General features: G+C 60.9%; 17 protein-coding genes and 1 pseudogene. 13 read left to right on the top strand and 5 right to left on the bottom strand.

Annotation, left to right across the window (positions count from 1 at the left end; all coding sequences use genetic code 11):
• Positions 1-32 precede the first annotated feature (32 nt).
• Together phaC and AC3IT6_RS01780 are read left to right on the top strand one after the other, a co-directional pair.
• Complete coding sequence (gene phaC, locus AC3IT6_RS01785; protein WP_489354089.1) at positions 33-1,715, top strand: class II poly(R)-hydroxyalkanoic acid synthase; 1,683 nt, start codon at positions 33-35, stop codon at positions 1,713-1,715.
• A 59-nt stretch (positions 1,716-1,774) separates the two neighbouring features.
• Positions 1,775-2,395 carry a TetR/AcrR family transcriptional regulator gene (locus AC3IT6_RS01780; protein WP_223447394.1) on the top strand — a complete coding sequence of 207 codons (621 nt, stop codon included), beginning with the start codon at positions 1,775-1,777 and terminating at the stop codon, positions 2,393-2,395.
• Positions 2,396-2,528: 133 nt separating this feature from the next.
• Here AC3IT6_RS01780 and AC3IT6_RS01775 read toward each other — a convergent pair whose 3' ends face one another.
• From AC3IT6_RS01775 to AC3IT6_RS01765, 3 genes are all read right to left on the bottom strand, one after another.
• A complete protein-coding gene (locus AC3IT6_RS01775; protein WP_489354088.1) occupies positions 2,529-3,350 on the bottom strand; it encodes a phasin family protein in 822 nt (273 codons plus the stop codon).
• A 10-nt stretch (positions 3,351-3,360) separates the two neighbouring features.
• Entirely contained in the window at positions 3,361-3,783 is a 423-nt protein-coding gene (locus tag AC3IT6_RS01770; protein WP_150726562.1) for a phasin family protein, read from the bottom strand.
• A 244-nt stretch (positions 3,784-4,027) separates the two neighbouring features.
• Positions 4,028-4,303 carry a polyhydroxyalkanoic acid system family protein gene (locus tag AC3IT6_RS01765; RefSeq protein ID WP_150756793.1) on the bottom strand — a complete coding sequence of 92 codons (276 nt, stop codon included), beginning with the start codon at positions 4,301-4,303 and terminating at the stop codon, positions 4,028-4,030.
• A gap of 155 nt (positions 4,304-4,458) precedes the next feature.
• On the opposite strand from AC3IT6_RS01765, the gene ubiE reads away from it, so the two are divergent.
• From ubiE to AC3IT6_RS01710, 11 genes and pseudogenes are all read left to right on the top strand, one after another.
• Complete coding sequence (gene ubiE / locus AC3IT6_RS01760; protein ID WP_007975568.1) at positions 4,459-5,229, top strand: bifunctional demethylmenaquinone methyltransferase/2-methoxy-6-polyprenyl-1,4-benzoquinol methylase UbiE; 771 nt, start codon at positions 4,459-4,461, stop codon at positions 5,227-5,229.
• Entirely contained in the window at positions 5,229-5,852 is a 624-nt protein-coding gene (locus tag AC3IT6_RS01755) for a ubiquinone biosynthesis accessory factor UbiJ (protein ID WP_150726560.1), read from the top strand. Before ubiE ends, AC3IT6_RS01755 begins: the two co-directional genes overlap by 1 nt.
• The gene (gene ubiB / locus AC3IT6_RS01750; RefSeq protein ID WP_489354087.1) at positions 5,849-7,453 is read left to right on the top strand and encodes a ubiquinone biosynthesis regulatory protein kinase UbiB; all 1,605 of its coding nucleotides are present in this window, start codon (positions 5,849-5,851) and stop codon (positions 7,451-7,453) included. The genes AC3IT6_RS01755 and ubiB overlap by 4 nt, the downstream gene beginning before the upstream one ends.
• Positions 7,454-7,545: 92 nt before the next feature.
• Entirely contained in the window at positions 7,546-7,947 is a 402-nt protein-coding gene (hisI, locus tag AC3IT6_RS01745) for a phosphoribosyl-AMP cyclohydrolase (protein ID WP_007989281.1), read from the top strand.
• Positions 7,940-8,272, top strand: a complete 333-nt coding sequence (locus AC3IT6_RS01740) for a phosphoribosyl-ATP diphosphatase (RefSeq protein ID WP_008047820.1) — start codon at positions 7,940-7,942, stop codon at positions 8,270-8,272. The genes hisI and AC3IT6_RS01740 overlap by 8 nt, the downstream gene beginning before the upstream one ends.
• Before the next feature lie 25 nt (positions 8,273-8,297).
• Positions 8,298-8,570: a twin-arginine translocase TatA/TatE family subunit gene (locus AC3IT6_RS01735; RefSeq protein WP_007989280.1), complete on the top strand. Its 273-nt coding sequence runs from the start codon at positions 8,298-8,300 to the stop codon at positions 8,568-8,570.
• Between the two features lie 10 nt (positions 8,571-8,580).
• Positions 8,581-9,033, top strand: a complete 453-nt coding sequence (gene tatB, locus AC3IT6_RS01730; protein ID WP_150755665.1) for a Sec-independent protein translocase protein TatB — start codon at positions 8,581-8,583, stop codon at positions 9,031-9,033.
• Positions 9,030-9,824: a twin-arginine translocase subunit TatC gene (tatC, locus tag AC3IT6_RS01725; protein ID WP_103397258.1), complete on the top strand. Its 795-nt coding sequence runs from the start codon at positions 9,030-9,032 to the stop codon at positions 9,822-9,824. Before tatB ends, tatC begins: the two co-directional genes overlap by 4 nt.
• Positions 9,821-10,528: a 16S rRNA (uracil(1498)-N(3))-methyltransferase gene (locus AC3IT6_RS01720; protein ID WP_460155473.1), complete on the top strand. Its 708-nt coding sequence runs from the start codon at positions 9,821-9,823 to the stop codon at positions 10,526-10,528. Before tatC ends, AC3IT6_RS01720 begins: the two co-directional genes overlap by 4 nt.
• Before the next feature lie 226 nt (positions 10,529-10,754).
• Positions 10,755-11,768: pseudogene (locus tag AC3IT6_RS01715) on the top strand (methyl-accepting chemotaxis protein); the annotation flags it as partial.
• Between the two features lie 30 nt (positions 11,769-11,798).
• On the top strand, positions 11,799-12,671 hold the full coding sequence (locus AC3IT6_RS01710) for a methyl-accepting chemotaxis protein (RefSeq protein WP_489356464.1): 873 nt from the start codon (positions 11,799-11,801) through the stop codon (positions 12,669-12,671).
• A 209-nt stretch (positions 12,672-12,880) separates the two neighbouring features.
• Here the strand turns inward: AC3IT6_RS01710 and mdoH are convergent, their stop codons facing one another.
• Both mdoH and AC3IT6_RS01700 read right to left on the bottom strand, forming a co-directional pair.
• Positions 12,881-15,451 carry a glucans biosynthesis glucosyltransferase MdoH gene (mdoH, locus tag AC3IT6_RS01705; protein WP_489354086.1) on the bottom strand — a complete coding sequence of 857 codons (2,571 nt, stop codon included), beginning with the start codon at positions 15,449-15,451 and terminating at the stop codon, positions 12,881-12,883.
• Complete coding sequence (locus AC3IT6_RS01700; protein WP_489354085.1) at positions 15,444-17,258, bottom strand: glucan biosynthesis protein G; 1,815 nt, start codon at positions 17,256-17,258, stop codon at positions 15,444-15,446. Before AC3IT6_RS01700 ends, mdoH begins: the two co-directional genes overlap by 8 nt.
• Positions 17,259-17,569: the final 311 nt, after the last annotated feature.

Below are 17,569 nucleotides of genomic sequence, written 5' to 3'. Positions count from 1 at the left end.
TTTTTGGCCTGAAGACGAAGGAGTGTTGACTCATGCGCGAGAAACCAGCGAGGGATTCCCTACCGACTCCCGCCGCGTTCATCAATGCACAGAGTGCGATTACCGGCCTGCGCGGTCGGGATCTGTTGTCGACCCTGCGCAGTGTGGCCGCTCATGGCTTGCGCAATCCGGTACACAGTGCCCGACATGCCCTCAAACTCGGCGGTCAGCTTGGCCGTGTGCTGCTGGGCGAAACCCTGCACCCGACCAACCCGCAGGACGCTCGCTTCACCGACCCGGCGTGGAGCCTCAACCCGTTTTATCGCCGTAGCCTGCAGGCCTATCTGAGCTGGCAGAAACAGGTCAAGAGCTGGATCGACGAGAGCGACATGAGCCCGGACGACCGCGCCCGCGCCCACTTCGCTTTCGCCCTGCTCAACGATGCCGTATCGCCCTCCAACACCCTGCTCAATCCACTGGCGGTCAAGGAACTGTTCAATTCCGGCGGTAACAGCCTGGTGCGTGGCATCAGCCATTTGGTGGACGATCTGCTGCACAACGACGGCCTGCCACGGCAAGTCACCAAGCAAGCGTTCGAGGTCGGCAAGACGGTCGCCACCACCACCGGTGCCGTGGTGTTTCGCAACGAGCTGCTGGAGTTGATCCAGTACAAGCCGATGAGCGAAAAGCAGTATTCCAAGCCCCTGCTGGTGGTGCCGCCGCAAATCAACAAGTACTACATTTTCGATCTGAGCCCCCATAACAGCTTTGTCCAGTACGCCCTGAAAAACGGCCTGCAAACCTTCATGATCAGTTGGCGCAACCCGGATGTGCGTCACCGCGAATGGGGGCTCTCGAGCTACGTGGAAGCCGTGGAAGAGGCCATGAATGTCTGCCGGGCGATCACCGGCGCACGCGAGGTCAACCTGATGGGCGCCTGCGCCGGCGGGCTGACCATTGCCGCGTTGCAGGGTCACTTGCAGGCCAAGCGGCAGCTGCGCAGGGTGTCCAGCGCGACTTACCTGGTGAGCTTGCTCGACAGTCAGATGGACAGCCCCGCTACGCTGTTCGCCGACGAACAGACTCTGGAAGCCGCCAAGCGCCGTTCCTATCAGAAAGGTGTGCTGGACGGCCGCGACATGGCCAAGGTCTTCGCGTGGATGCGCCCCAACGATTTGATCTGGAGCTACTTCGTCAACAACTACCTGTTGGGCAAGGAGCCACCGGCGTTCGACATTCTCTACTGGAACAACGACAACACGCGCCTGCCGGCCGCCCTGCATGGCGACCTGCTGGACTTCTTCAAGCACAACCCGCTGACCCACCCGGGCGGGCTGGAAGTGTGTGGCACGCCGATCGATTTGCAAAAGGTCACCGTCGACAGCTTCAGCGTCGCCGGCATCAACGATCACATCACACCGTGGGACGCGGTGTATCGCTCGACGCTGTTGCTCGGTGGCGAGCGGCGCTTCGTGCTGTCCAACAGCGGTCATGTGCAGAGCATCCTCAACCCGCCGAGCAACCCGAAAGCCAACTACGTCGAGAACGGCAAACTGAGCAGCGACCCCCGTGCCTGGTACTACGACGCCAAGCATGTCGACGGCAGTTGGTGGACCCAATGGCTGAGCTGGATTCAGGAACGTTCCGGCGCGCAGAAAGAAACCCACATGGCGCTCGGCAACCAGAACTATCCACCGATGGAGGCAGCACCCGGTACTTACGTGCGCGTGCGCTGACGTTCAACGAGCCACGGCCTCTGCCGGCCGTGGCAAGACCCGATCATTAAGAAGACTGGATGAAAACCCGCGACCGGATCCTCGAATGTGCCCTGCAGTTGTTCAATCAAAAGGGCGAACCGAATGTCTCCACCATGGAAGTTGCCAATGAGATGGGCATCAGCCCGGGCAACCTCTACTACCACTTCCACGGCAAGGAACCGCTGATTCTCGGGCTGTTCGAGCGTTTTCAGGGCGAACTGGCGCCCTTGCTCGATCCACCGGCCGATGCTGAACTGGCACCCGAAGAATACTGGCTGTTCCTGCACCTGATCGTCGAACGCCTGTCCCATTACCGGTTCCTGTTCCAGGACCTGTCGAACCTCGCCGGGCGCCTGCCGAAATTGGCCAAGGGCATTCGCAACTTGCTCAATGCACTCAAGCGCACACTGGCATCGCTGCTGGCACGATTGCAGGCGCAAGGGCTGCTGGTCAGCGATACCCAGGCATTGGGGCAACTGGTGGAACAGATCACCATGACCCTGCTGTTCTCGCTGGATTACCAGCGGATTCTTGATCGTCAGGGCGAGGTGCGATTGGTGGTTTACCAGATCATGATGCTGGTGGCGCCGCACCTGCTGCCGTCGATGAAGGCTGCAACCGAACAGATGGCAATGGAGTATCTGGAAGACCACGAATAACCCTGACCACAACTATTCCCTGTGGGAGCGGGCTTGCTCGCTACCACAGTGGATCTTTGTCGTGTTCCCGAATGCACTCACAAACAAAAACGCCCGGCCTTCACAGGCCGGGCGTTTTCTTGAGCCCTGAGAATCAGGACTGACTGGTTGGCGTCGATGGAGCCGGCGCGGCAGTCGGGGTGACAGCAGGGGTCGGTGCGGTAGCGGAGTTCGATGCGCTGACCGGAGCTGCCGGCGTTGCCGGTTTGGCAGCTGCCACTGCTGGTTTTGGCGCGGCGGCTTTTGGAGCGGCCGGCTTTTTCACCGCTGGTTTTTTCGCCGCAGCGGGTTTGGCCGCTGCAGTTTTTGCTGCAGGCTTGGCGGCCGGTTTAGCCGCTGGTTTGGCGGCGGCTTTTGCGGCGGCCGGTTTGGCGGCTGCAGTTTTAGCCGCAGGCTTGGCAGCAGGTTTGGCCGCTGCTTTTGCCAGTGGCTTGGCTGCGGTTTTGGCGGCCGGCTTGGCAGCAGGCTTGGCTGCCGCGGTTTTCGCCGCAACAGGCGCAACCTTGGCACCGGTCAGTTTTTCGATTTGCTTGGTCAGGGTATCGACCTTGCTGTGCAGTGCCTTGACTTCGTTGCGGCTCGGTACGCCCAGACGCGAAATGGCGCTGTTCAGACGCTTGTCGAAAGCACCTTCCAGCTCATCCCACTTGCCCAGTGCGCGATCTTTCACGCCGCTGATACGCGACTTGGCCGAAGAAGCGGAGTCCTTGGCGGCGTCGACAGTCTTGCCAACAGCGCTCTTGGTGAGCTTCTCGGCTTTCTCGCCGTCCTTAACCAATGCATCGAAGAGTTTGCTGCCGTCAGTGTCGATCTTCGAGTACACGCCTAAACCAGCCAGCCAGATTTTTCGGGAGTAATCTTCAACCTTCCCGATCCACGAGCTGCCTTCTTTTTCGGTGTTCTTTTTAACAGCCATCCCGTTCTCCTTAAGATTTACGCGCGACACGTTCGAGCAATGCCGTCAGCTCATCGAGCTTAGCAGAGAGTGCCTCAACGTCATGTTTAGACGGAATACCGATACGATTCAAGGCACTTGCGACACGCGTGTCAAACGCCTTCTCGACCTTGTCGAGTTGAACTTCGACGCGGCCTTTGAAAGTACTGACTTCACTCTTGGCTTCATCGATCTCGGCATTGGCCGCTTCAAGTTTCTCAGCAACTACCTTTTTGCCTTTTTTTTCAACAACCTGACCCGCTTTGATCAGCTCTTGAAAGTACTCGCTACCCTCTTGGCCGACCTTGGTGTAGGCACCCAGGCCTGCCAGCCAGATCTTGCGGGCATAGGATTTGACGTCGCTCAGCGTGCCGGTCGACGGGTCGATTTTTTTCTTCAAAATAACTTTGGCCATGGTGCACCTCACGCGCAGAAGGTTTGAGGAACTGCCCGGGTAAGTGTCGGGCTCTGGCACAAAGTAGGGAGAAAAATTAGAAACGGCACCCTAACAAATGACATAAAGCCTTGGTCACACCACAAACCAAAATGTGGGAGCGGGCTTGCTCGCGAAAGCGGTGTATCAGTTGATAGAAATTTCACTGACACACCGCTTTCGCGAGCAAGCCCGCTCCCACAGGGGATCTCATTTCAAGGGGAAATCAGACCAGGACCTTATCCAGCGCCTTTTCGATTTCCGCTTTGATCATGCCGCTCATGGCCGACATCATCAGGCCCAGCTCCACGTCGACCTTGATCGAGTCTTCACTGATATGCACTGCGCCCTTAACACCCGAGCGCTTGAGGTTCAGGGTGTCGCCGGACCACTGCGGCTCCAGGCCATATTGATCGGAAAGTTTCTGCGCCAGCTTGTCGGCCTTTTCGCGAGCGGCTTCCTTACCCAGGCCATGGGCACGTTCAACACTAATACGGGCCATCGAATGACTCCTGCTTTATGGATGCTTTCCCGAGGCATCTTGACCTCTGCTGCGTCAAAACGTCCCGATGGTTGCCCATCTTACCTTCAGCCTTGCCAAGACAAAGCATGCCTTGGGGATTAGAATGTCGCGCATTCTCTTTTGGTGACAGCGATATGACTGATCAGCGCAAAGGCAGCGATGCCGAACCCACCACTCACTTCGGCTTCAAAAACGTTCCGGAAAGCCAGAAAGCGGAAAAAGTCGCTGAGGTTTTCCACTCGGTAGCCGCCAAGTACGACCTGATGAACGACCTTCTGTCGGGCGGCATGCACCGTCTGTGGAAGCGCTTTGCGATCGAACTGTCGGGCGTTCGCGCCGGTAACCGCGTGCTGGACATCGCCGGCGGCACTGGCGACCTGACCAGAAAGTTCTCGCATCTGGTAGGCCCGACCGGCCAGGTCGTATTGGCCGACATCAACGAATCCATGCTCAAGGTCGGTCGTGACCGCCTGCTGGACCTCGGTGTGGCCGGCAACGTCGAATTCGTCCAGGCCGACGCGGAAAAGCTGCCGTTCCCGGACAACCATTTCGACTGCGTGACCATCGCCTTCGGCCTGCGCAACGTGACCCACAAGGAAGATGCCCTGCGCTCGATGCTGCGCGTGCTCAAACCTGGTGGCCGCCTGTTGGTGCTGGAATTCTCCAAGCCGACCAACGCGCTGATGTCCAAGGCCTACGACGCCTACTCGTTCGCCTTCATGCCGCTGATGGGCAAGCTGATCACCAATGACTCGGAAAGCTATCGCTACCTGGCCGAATCGATCCGCATGCACCCGAACCAGGAAACCCTGAAGTCGATGATGGTCGAGGCCGGTTTCGACCGCGTGACCTATCACAACATGACCGCAGGCATCGTTGCCCTGCACCGCGGCATCAAACCCTGATGCTGCTCGCCGGCCTGCTCGCCAGCGTTGAACTCGGCCTGAACCGGGTGCTGCGCCTCGACAGCACGGCGCTGCCGCGGCTGGCGCATTTGAGCGGCAGAGTGATTGCCGTCGACTGTCGCAGCCCGGCGCTGCAACTGTTCATCCTGCCCAGCGACGAAGGCCTGATGCTCGCCTCCCAGTGGGAAACCGGCGCCGACTGCACCTTGCGTGCACCCGCCTCGAGCCTGCTGAAGCTGGCCATGAGCAAGGACAAGACCTCGATCCTGCACAGCCCTGAAGTCGAACTCGACGGCGACAGCGGCGTGCTGCTGGAACTGGCGGCGATCCTCCAGGACCTTGAGCTGGACTGGGAGTACGAACTCGCACGCGTGCTGGGCCCGGTGGCCACGCAACTGGTCGGCGGTCACCTGCGCAGCCGCGCCCGCTGGTATCAGCAAGGCTTTGCCAGCCTGGGCCAGAACCTGGGCGAATACTTGGCCGAAGAATCGCGCACCCTCGTCGGCCAGCGCGAAGCCGAAGCCCGATTCAGTGAACTGGACCAGATCAAGCTCGATCTGGAACGTCTCGAGGCGCGTTTCGAGCGCCTTTCCCGATCCCTCGACCCAAGCGATAACGCATGAAGCTGCTTGCCGTCCGCCGTTTGTTGCGCATCCAGCGCGTCGTGATCCGCTACCGCCTCGATGACCTGCTGTTCGCCCTGCCGCTGCCCTGGTTCTTGCGGGCGCTGCGTTATGCCTTGCCGTGGCGCTGGTTCCCGCGCAAGACCCTGGACCTGAGCCGTGGCGCGCGCTTGCGCCTGGCGTTTCAGGACCTGGGGCCGATCTTCATCAAGTTCGGGCAGATCCTGTCCACCCGTCGCGACCTGTTGCCCGAAGACATCGCCGACGAACTGATGAAGCTGCAGGACCGCGTGCCGCCGTTCGACTCGCAAGTGTCGGTCAAACTGATCGAAGAACAGCTGGGCAAGAAAATCAGCGACGTGTTCAGCCGTTTCGACGTCGAGCCGCTGGCCTCGGCCTCGGTGGCGCAGGTGCATGCCGCGCAACTGAAAACCGGTGAAGAAGTGGTGGTCAAGGTGATCCGCCCGGGCCTCAAACCGGTGATCGCCCAGGACCTGGCGTGGCTGTTCATCCTCGCCCGCGCCGCCGAAACACTCTCCGCCGATGCGCGCCTGCTGCACCCGGTGGACGTGGTCAGCGATTACGAAAAAACCATCTACGACGAACTCGACCTGTTGCGCGAGGCGGCCAACGCCAGCCAGTTGAAGCGCAACTTCGACGGCTCGCCGTTGCTGTACGTGCCGCAAGTCTATTGGGACTGGTGCCGGCCGAAAGTGCTGGTAATGGAACGCATCTACGGCATTCAGGTGACCGATCTGGCGACCCTGGCCGACCAGCGCACCGACATGAAAATGCTCGCCGAACGTGGCGTGGAGATTTTCTTCACCCAGGTGTTCCGCGACAGCTTCTTCCACGCCGACATGCACCCCGGCAACATTTTCGTCAGCACAGTGAACCCGTGGAGCCCGCAATACATTGCGATCGACTGCGGCATCGTCGGCAGCCTGACCCCGGAAGACCAGGATTATCTGGCGCGCAACCTGTTCGCCTTCTTCAAGCGCGATTACCGTCGCGTGGCGCAGTTGCACATCGATTCGGGCTGGGTGCCGGCGGAAACCAAACTCAACGAATTCGAAGCAGCGATCCGTACCGTGTGCGAGCCGATCTTCGAAAAACCGTTAAAAGATATTTCCTTCGGTCAGGTGCTGATGCGCCTGTTCCAGACCGCGCGCCGCTTCAACATGGAAGTGCAGCCGCAACTGGTCCTGCTGCAAAAAACCCTGCTGAACATCGAAGGCCTGGGCCGCCAGCTGTACCCGGACCTCGATCTGTGGAACACCGCGCAGCCGTTCCTCGAACGCTGGATGCGCGAGCGGGTCAGCCCCAAAGCCCTGCTCGGCAACGTGCACAGCCAGTTCGAACAGATCCCGCACCTGGCCAACATGGCCCGCGACCTGCTCGAACGCATGTCCCAACCCCACGCCTACGTCCCGCCGCCAGCGTGGCATCGACGCCGAGACGACTGGTTCCTGCGCCTGCTCGGCACGGCCCATCTGGCCGGAGGCGCCATCCTTGCCGCTGGCGGACCGCTGAATCAGTTGGACTATTGGCCAGCTGGCATCATGATGGCGGTCGGTTTGTATCTGGTCGTGCGCCGATAGCCAGTCGCGCAACACGCTGGCACACTGTTTGGACGCTGCATTGAACGTAGGCCCCCCGATTATTGAAGTGCGGGCCCGTATCGGAGTCGTAGATGAAAAACTGGCTGGACGAGATCAAGTGGGACGCTGACGGCCTGGTGCCGGCCATCGCCCAGGATCACAAGACCGGGCGCGTCCTGATGATGGCCTGGATGAACCGCGAAGCACTGGAACTGACCGCTGCCGAGAACCGCGCCATTTACTGGTCACGTTCCCGTGGCAAGCTGTGGCGCAAGGGCGAAGAGTCTGGCCATGTGCAAACCCTGCACGAGATGCGCCTGGACTGCGACGCCGACGTCATCATCCTGATGGTCGAGCAGATCGGCGACATCGCCTGTCATACCGGCCGCCAGAGCTGCTTCTACCGCGTCTATGAGAACGGCGACTGGACAACCGTCGACCCGGTCCTGAAAGATCCGCACGCCATCTATTCCGCAGGGCATAAACATGAGTGACACTCTCACCCGCCTCGCCGAGGTACTGGAGGAGCGCAAAGGCGCCGCCGCCGACAGCTCGTACGTCGCCAGCCTGTACCACAAGGGCTTGAACAAGATTCTGGAAAAAGTCGGCGAAGAGTCGGTCGAAACCATCATTGCCGCCAAGGACGCCGCCATCAGCGGCGACTGCAGCGATGTGATCTACGAAACCGCCGATCTGTGGTTCCACAGCATGGTCATGCTCGCCCAATTGGGGCAGCATCCACAGGCTGTACTCGATGAACTGGACCGTCGTTTCGGTCTCTCCGGACACGCCGAGAAAGCCTCGCGCCCGTCCGCCTGAATAACTATTAGAGAGGAGCAGCAGCATGGGCATTTTTGACTGGAAACACTGGATCGTCATCCTGGTTGTCGTGGTCCTGGTATTCGGCACCAAGAAGCTGAAAAACCTCGGCACCGACGTCGGCGAGTCGATCAAGGGCTTCAAGAAAGCCATGAACGACGACGAAAAACCGGCCGATCCGAATGCGACCCCGGCCCAACCGGTTCCTCCGGTTCAGCCACAGGCATCCGTGAACCAGCCGCACACCATCGACGTGCAGGCACAGAAAGTCGAAGAGCCGATCCGCAAAGACGTGTGAGCACTGACTAATGTTTGGTATCAGCTTCTCTGAACTGCTGCTCGTCGGCCTCGTCGCCCTGCTGGTGCTGGGTCCCGAGCGCTTGCCGGGCGCTGCGCGCACCGCTGGCCTGTGGGTCGGGCGTCTGAAGCGCAGCTTCAACGCAATCAAACAGGAAGTTGAACGTGAAATCGGTGCCGACGAGATTCGTCGGCAACTGCACAACGAGCACATCCTGTCGCTTGAGCAGGAGGCGCGGAAGATCTTCACGCCGACCCAGCAGGAGCCGACACCGGTGGAGCACGTGGGCGCGCAGACGATTCATGCGCCTGCCGCTGCCGTCGACCCGACACCTGCTCCCGTTGTAGCGCCTGTTGAACCTGCGCCCGTTGTTGCAGCCACTCCGGTTGAACCCGTTACACCTGCGGCTGCGCCCGTTGCGCCGGCCCCTCATGACCCAACACTGCCGCCGCGAGCCCCATGAGCGATCTTCCTGAAAACGACCAGCACATGCCGCTGGTTTCGCACCTCACCGAGTTGCGTACCCGTCTGCTGCGCTGCGTAGCGGCGATCTTCATCATCTTTGCCGGGCTGTTCGCCTTCACCCAGCAGATCTACACCTTCGTCTCCACACCGCTGCGCGCGTACCTGCCCGCCGGCGCGACGATGATTGCCACCGACGTGTCGTCGCCGTTCCTGACGCCACTGAAGCTGACGATGATGGTTTCGCTGTTCCTGGCGATCCCGGTGATCCTGCACCAGATCTGGGGTTTCATCGCCCCGGGCCTGTACAAGCATGAAAAACGCATCGCCGTGCCCTTGCTGGTCTCCAGCATCTTTCTGTTCTACGCCGGCATGGCGTTCGCCTATTTCCTGGTGTTCCCGCTGATCTTCAAGTTCTTCGCCGCCGCCACCCCGGCCGGCGTGGAAATGATGACCGACATCACCAGCTACCTCGATTTCGTCATGACGCTGTTCTTCGCCTTTGGCGTGGCGTTCGAAATCCCGGTGGCCGTGGTGCTGCTGGTGTGGATCGGCGTGGTCGACGTCAAATACCTGAAGAAAATCCGCCCGTACGTGATCATCGGCTGCTTCGTGGTCGGCATGATCCTGACACCGCCGGACATCTTCTCGCAGACCCTGCTGGCCGTGCCGATGTGGCTGCTGTTCGAGATCGGCATCCTGTTTGGCAGCCTGATCAGCAAACGTGGCGAGCACCCGGATGATCAGCCGGCTGACGACCATAACGACCAGCCGCCAGCGACCCAAGCGTGAACCTGCTGCTTCTTGAAGAGGCCGATTTCATTGCGGCCGACCGGGTGGTCCTGCGTGATCGCCGGTTGACCCACATGCAGGAAGTCCACCGCTGCGAAGTCGGTGACAGCATGCGCGTCGGGCGGATCGGCGGGCTGATGGGTTCAGCCGAAGTGCTGCGCCTGGACGCCGATGAAGCGGAATTGCGCGTCACCCTCGACCAGCCGCCACCAGCCAAGCTGCCATTGACCCTGGTATTGGCCCTGCCACGGCCCAAGATGCTGCGCAGGGTGTTCCAGACCGTGGCGGCCATGGGTGTGCCACGGATCGTGCTGGTCAACAGCTATCGCGTCGAGAAGAGCTTCTGGCAGACTCCATTCCTGGAACCAGAGGCGATTCGCGAGCAGTTGATCCTCGGCCTCGAACAGGCGCGGGACAGCGTGCTGCCGGAAGTCGTGATCGAGAAGCGCTTCAAGCCGTTCGTCGAAGACCGTCTGCCCGCGATCACCGAAGGCACCCTCGGCCTGGTGGGGCATCCGGGCAATTACCCGCCCTGCCCTCGCGCACTCAGCGAACCGGTGACCCTGGCCATCGGCCCGGAAGGTGGCTGGATTCCCTACGAAATCGACCTGCTGGGCAAGTCCGGGCTGCAACCGGTGCAGCTGGGCGAGCGCATCCTGCGCGTCGAAACCGCCGTGACCGCACTGCTGGCACGACTTTTCTAAATCCCCTACACAATTCCCCCTGTGGGAGCGGGCTTGCTCGCGAAGGCGGTGTATCAGTCGGCATTGAAGTGACTGACACTCCGCTTTCGCGAGCAAGCCCGCTCCCACAGGTCCAACTTCTACTCAAGATAATCACCCGCCCGTATATCGGGCAGCGCCTACAGAACCCCGCGCCCCTGCCGATATATCCCCCATAAAACCAAATTGCGGTCCGGGGAGTTTCAGCATGTATCAATGGCTAGCCGAGAATCTGGGAAACGTCAGCGTCAAACGCAAGCTGGGCATCGGCTTCGGTCTGGTGCTGCTGCTGACCCTGCTGATCACCTTCACCGGCTGGAGCGGCCTGAGCGGCGTGACCAGCCGTGGCGATAAACTGGGGTTCATCGCCAGTCTCAACGACCTGACCAAGGACCTGCGCATTGCACGCCTGGATTACGAGATGCGTCGCGCTGAACAAGGTCCCGGCGCCGTCAACGATCTGTTGGGCAAACTCGAAAGCGGCCTGCAGACCGCCCGCGGCCTGATCGAGCAACCGGCTGATACGGCCATGGTCGATCAACAACTGGCCGCGGTCGCTGAATTCCGTCGCGCCTTCAGCGACATGGGCCAGGCCGGCGCCCAGCGTGAAGACGCCCGCAGCAAACTCGGCGCCACCGCCGACAATGCCGTGGCCCGCGTCGCCGAAGTGGAGAAATCCATACTCCAAGGCGACAGCGTGGCGGCGTTCAACAGCGTGATCGACCTGAGCAAACTGATCCAGCAGGCGCGTTTCCAGGTTCGCGGCTACACCTACAGCGGCAAGAGCGAAGCCGAACAGCCAGCCCTCGACGCGATCGACAACGCCCTGAAGAACCTCGAGAGCCTGCCGGCCAAACTGCCTGAAGAACACATCGCCAACCTGCAGCAGGCGACTGATTCACTGAAGGCCTACCGTGCCGCCGTCAGCCAGTTCCGCGACTCCCAGGTGGCCAGCGCCAAGGCCCTGGTACGCATGTCTGCCCAAGGCGACATCCTGGTGGACATGAGCCAGAAACTCACCGTCTCGCAAACCGTCGTGCGCGACACCGACGCCGCCCATGCCAAGAACATGCTGACCCTCGCCACCGCTCTGGCCATCGCCTTCGGCTTGCTGGCCGCCTGGGCGATCACCCGGCAGATCATCATTCCATTGAACCAGACCCTGGTCGTGGCACAGCGCGTCGCCAGTGGCGACCTGACCCACAACCTGACGTCGCAGCGCCGCGACGAACTCGGCCAGTTGCAGCGTGCCATGCAGAGCATGACCCAGGGCTTGCGCGAACTGATCGGCGGCATCAGCGATGGCGTCACGCAGATCGCCAGCGCCGCCGAAGAGTTGTCCGCGGTCACCGAGCAGACCAGCGCCGGGGTCAACAGCCAGAAGGTCGAGACCGATCAGGTCGCCACTGCCATGAACGAAATGGCCGCCACCGTGCAGGAAGTTGCGCGCAACGCCGAAGAAGCCTCTGAAGCCGCCGTCGCCGCCGACCAGCAGGCCCGTGAGGGCGATAAAGTGGTCGGCGAAGCCATCGCCCAGATCGAACGTCTGGCCAAGGAAGTCGGCCACTCCACCGAAGCCATGGGCGAACTCCAGCGCGAAAGCGACAAGATCGGCAGCGTGCTCGACGTCATCAAGTCCGTGGCCCAGCAAACCAACCTGCTGGCGCTCAACGCGGCCATCGAGGCTGCCCGTGCCGGTGAAGCCGGGCGTGGTTTTGCCGTGGTGGCAGACGAAGTCCGCAGCCTGGCCCAGCGCACCCAGAAGTCCACCGAAGAGATCGAAGAGCTGATCGTCGGCCTGCAAAACGGCACGCAGCAAGTCGCGACCATCATGGACAACAGCCGCACCCTGACCGACAGCAGCGTCGAACTGACCCGCCGCGCCGGTGGCTCACTGGAAAGCATCACCCGCACGGTGTCGGCGATCCAGGCGATGAACCAGCAGATCGCGGCGGCCGCCGAGCAGCAGAGCGCGGTGGCTGAGGAGATCAACCGTAGTGTGTTGAATGTGCGGGATGTGTCGGATCAGACTTCTGCGGCGAGTGAAGAGACAGCGGCGTCGAGCGTTGAGCTGGCAAGGTTGGGAACGCATTTGCAGATGTTGGTGGGAAAGTTCAGGGTTTGAGGTGATCTGCATACCTCGGTTTACTCAGGACCGAGGTGATGCCTTCGCGGGCAAGCCCGCTCCCACAGGGAATTGCGTTGTACACACAACCTTGTGGGAGCGGGCTTGCCCGCGAAAGCGTCCGACCAGACGCTGCCGGTACAGCATCTGGTGCAAGTTCAAGAACAAACTTCAAGCCATAAAAAAACCCGCTTTCGCGGGTTTTTTTATTATGCCAACTGAGGCTGTTCGCTCATCGGTTTGAGCGGCAGCAGCGGCGCGTGCGGATCGGCCTTGACCGATTTGCGCCATGCGCCCAGCCACTCTGGGTGACCTTCGCTCCAGACCTGCTCATGCAGGCGCGCCAATGCCACCGGGTCGCTCAACAGTTGCACACGCTCGTTGTTGGTCAACCCTTCCGGGCCAACCTTCATCGCGTGGCGAACCCGCTCGATCCGCAGCCATTCAATCGGCTCGGCCTGATTGTGCCGGGAAGTCGCCAACGAGCACGCCAGGGCGTTCTGCTGTGGATCGACTACCGAACGGACAAAGCCGTCGTTCAGCGCGTGCCAGCGGTTTTCGTGAGTGTACTGGTCGGTGGCCAGCAAGGCCTGTGGCGGATTGTATTCCTCAGGGATCAGGAACAGGCTCTCGTCACGGGACTTCAGACCCAGGCCGACACGGCTGGAGATCACCGAAACCGGGATCGACAGCATCAACGAACCGACGATCGGCACCAGCCACCACAGGAAGCTCGGGTTCAGCCAGATCACCAGCATGGCCCAGAAGAAGCCCAGCAGGGTTTGCGGGCCGTGGCGCTTGACCGCTTCGCTCCATGGTGTGGAGTCGTCGTCACGTTGCGGCGAGTTCCAGGTCGCGGCCCAGCCGAGGAACGCGGCGAGGACGAAACGGGTGTGGAAAATCATCCGCACCGGCGCCAGCAGCATGGAGAACAGCATCTCCAGCAGCATCGACAGGGTCACCTTGAACTTGCCGCCGAACTCTTTCGCGCCCTTGGCCCAGATCAGGATGATGCTCAGCAGTTTCGGCAGGAACAGCAGCACGATGGTGGTCGAGAACAGCGCAATCGCCTTGTCCGGGTGCCATTGCGGCCACAGCGGATAGAGCTGGCGCGGTTCGAGGAAGTACTGCGGCTCCATCAGCGTGTTGACCGCCAGCAGCGCGGTCGACAGCACCAGGAAGAAGAACCACAACGGCGCCGACAGGTAGGACATCACGCCGGTCAGGAACACCGCGCGGTGCACCGGGTGCATGCCCTTGACCAGGAACAGGCGGAAGTTCATCAGGTTACCGTGGCACCAGCGACGGTCACGCTTGAGTTCGTCCAGCAGGTTTGGCGGCAGTTCTTCGTAGCTGCCCGGCAAGTCGTAGGCAATCCACACACCCCAGCCGGCACGGCGCATCAACGCGGCTTCAACGAAGTCGTGGGACAGGATCGAGCCGGAGAACGCGCCTTTACCCGGCAACGGCGCCAGGGCGCAGTGGTCGATGAACGGCTTCATGCGGATGATCGCGTTGTGGCCCCAGTAGTGCGACTCGCCCAGTTGCCAGAAGTGCAGGCCGGCGGTGAACAGCGGGCCATACACGCGAGTGGCGAACTGCTGCATGCGCGCATACAGGGTGTCCATGCCCGACGCCCGTGGCGCGGTCTGGATGATCCCGGCGTCCGGCGTGGCTTCCATCAGGCGCACCAGACTGGTCAGGCACTCACCGCTCATCACGGAGTCGGCGTCGAGTACGACCATGTACTTGTAGTCACCGCCCCAGCGACGGCAGAAGTCGTCGAGGTTGCCGCTTTTACGCTTAACGCGACGGCGACGACGGCGATAGAAGATCTTGCCGAAGCCCCCGGCTTCACGGCAGACGTCCAGCCAGGCCTGTTGCTCGGCGACACAGATATCAGCGTCGTTACTGTCGCTGAGAACGAAGAAGTCGAAACGGTCCAGGTCGCCAGTGGCCGCCACCGACTCAAAGGTCGCCCGCAGGCCGGCGAATACCCGTGGCACGTCTTCGTTGCAGATCGGCATCACCAGTGCGGTGCGCGCATCCTTTGGAATCGGCTCGTTGCCGGCACTTTTACCGGAGATACGGTATTTATCGTGGCCGGTCAGCAATTCCAGGAAGCCCATCAGCGCGGTCCAGAAACCGGCCGACACCCAGCAGAACAGAATCCCGAACAGGATCAGGATGCTGGTCTGCAACGCATACGGCAGCACTTGCGTGGCCGTTTGCAGCAGTGGCTGGTGCAGCACTTCGTTGAGGTCGACGAACGACCAGCCCTGGTACGGCATGATGCCTTTCATGTACCAGCCGGCGACGATGGTCTGGCCGAGCATCAGCAGCAACAGGATGTAGCGACGGATCGAACCTACGGTACGCCAGCGCGCGGCCGGCAGGACACGTTCGTCCTTCGGCGGCTTCGGCGGGTTGGTACGACCGGTCATCCGGCGCCAGCCACGTACCAGAATGTTGGTGCGCCACGGCTCCGGCACGACCTTGGTCCGCCGGATCGGCGGGGTCGCCTTGAGGCAGACCCGGCCGTTGGCGTCGAGCACCAGCATTTCCGCGTCCTGCAGCTCTTCGGCAGTGCTCAGGGTCAGGCGTTTGCCCACCGAAGCCTGGGCGGCTTCGGTCGGGGCGTCGAACGTCGACGATGACAGGCGTTCATGCAATTCGCTGAAAGACTGGCAGCCTGCGAGTTCCGCGCGCTGCTGGTCGGTCATCGGCAGATGCGCCAGATACTCGGAAAGAGTTTCTGGCCGTACTTGTGAGTTACTCATCGGCAGGCAACTGATAGCTCCAGGTCTCGGTCAGGACTTCTTCAGTCGGGGCCGATTCCGGTGTGGCTGGGGCCGCGTCGGCAGCGGCAGGCTGCTTGGCGTCTTGATTGGCCTTGTCCTTGGCATCTGCAACAGGCTTCGCTTCGGCCTGCTTGGCCTCCGCTTGCCTGGCTTCCTTGTCCGCTTTCTCTTGTTGCTTGGCGGCAACCTTGTCGGCCTTGGCAACCGACGAGTTCGACGACGGAATCGAAGTCTTGGCCAGGTCCGCCGGCACGATGTTCTGCACCAGCGCGGCACGCATCTCGGTGGACTTGCTCGGATCCTTGATCTTCATCCGCAGGGTCAGGCGCCAGCCCTTGGTTTCAGGGTTATAGCGCACGCTGTTTTCCACCAGCTCGGCGTTGTCACCGACGCTGACCTGGCTGCGAACTTCCGCATCAGCCGGCAATGCCGCCAGGGACGGGCCTTCGAAGTCCACCAGGTAGGCAACGCTGCCGTCCGGCTGACGAATCAGGTTGGACTGTTTGACGTCACCGGTGGAACGCAGGGTCTGTTTGACCCAGGCGCTGTCCGGCGCGTGAATCGAGGCTTCATCCATGGTCCAGTGCATACGATAAGCGACATCGAGCGGCTGGCCAGGTTCCGGCAGTTTTTCCGGGTTCCAGAAGGCAACGATGTTGTCGTTGGTTTCGTCGGCGGTCGGAATCTCGACCAGGTCGACTGTGCCCTTGCCCCAGTCACCCTTCGGCTCGATCCAGGCGCTTGGGCGCTTGTCGTACCGGTCGTCGAGGTCTTCGTAGTGGCTGAAGTCGCGGCCACGTTGCAGCAGACCGAAGCCGCGCGGGTTTTCCACGCTGAAGTTGCTCACGGCCAGGTGTTTCGGGTTGTTCAGCGGACGCCAGATCCACTCGCCGTTGCCGGCATGGATCGCCAGACCGCTGGAGTCGTGCAGCTCGCGACGGTAGTTCAGTACTTTCGACGGCTGGTTGGCGCCGAACAGGAACATGCTGGTCAACGGAGCGATGCCCAGTTTGCCGACCTTGTCACGCAGGAACATCTGCGCCTTGACGTCGACGATGGTGTCGCTGCCCGGACGCAGGGTCAGGCGATAGGCGCCGGTGGCACGAGGCGAGTCCAGCAGGGCGAAAATCACCAGGTGCTTGTCGCCTGGCTTGGGCTGCTGAATCCAGAATTCGCGGAAACGCGGGAATTCTTCGCCAGACGGCAATGCGGTATCAAGCGCCATGCCGCGAGCGGACAAACCATAGACGTGACCCTTGCCGACGACGCGGAAGTAGCTCGCGCCGAGCATGGTCATGATTTCGTCTTGCTTGTCGGCCTTGTTGATCGGGTACAGCACACGGAAACCGGCATAACCCAGTTGTTCAGTGGCCTTGGGATCGAACTGCATGTCGCCGAAGTCGAAACGACTCGGATCGTATTTGATCTCTTCGACGGTGTTCGCGGTGATTTCGTTGATTTTCACCGGCGTATCGAAATGCATGCCCTGGTGATAGAAGGACAGCTTGAACGGCGTCTTCTGATCAGCCCACTCGGCTTTTTCCGTCAGAAAACGAATTTTCTGATAGTCCGCGAATTTCATGTCGCGGAACTCGTTCGGCAGGTTACTGCGCGGCGCTTCGTATTTCTGCGCGGCCAGCTCTTTTGCCTTGGCCGATACATCATCCAGACTGAATGCCCAAAGCTGACCGGCGCTGAGCAGGCAGAGCAGTGCAGAGCCCGCTACCAGGGCGCTGCGTAACCGTTTGGCAGACAATTTTGGTGCGTTACAGGGACTAACAATCACGAGCAACCCTCGCCGAAAACAGATCAAAAAACCAACGGCCAGTTAAAGGGCCTGCACGGTGTACGGTATGAAAAAACCGCCCTTGCAAACCACTCTTGCCAAGTTGGCGAGCATTGTTCCGACTCCGCTGGGGCGAAATGATTCCCCAATCGGATTCGGACAAGTCTCTACCTAAGTCAAAATGGACCAACGAACGCTGATCCCCGTAGCGCGGGATTATCTAGTAGGCCGCGTTACAACGCATCAGGGGTAACAAAGTATTTATCGCGAAAAAGCCCTGTTTTCAGTCGAAATGAACGTAAAAACTTGTT

The organism is Pseudomonas sp. KH_017, from assembly GCF_057840285.1.
Note: the sequence above shows the minus strand (reverse complement) of the source record. Positions and strands in the feature narration are given on the sequence as shown.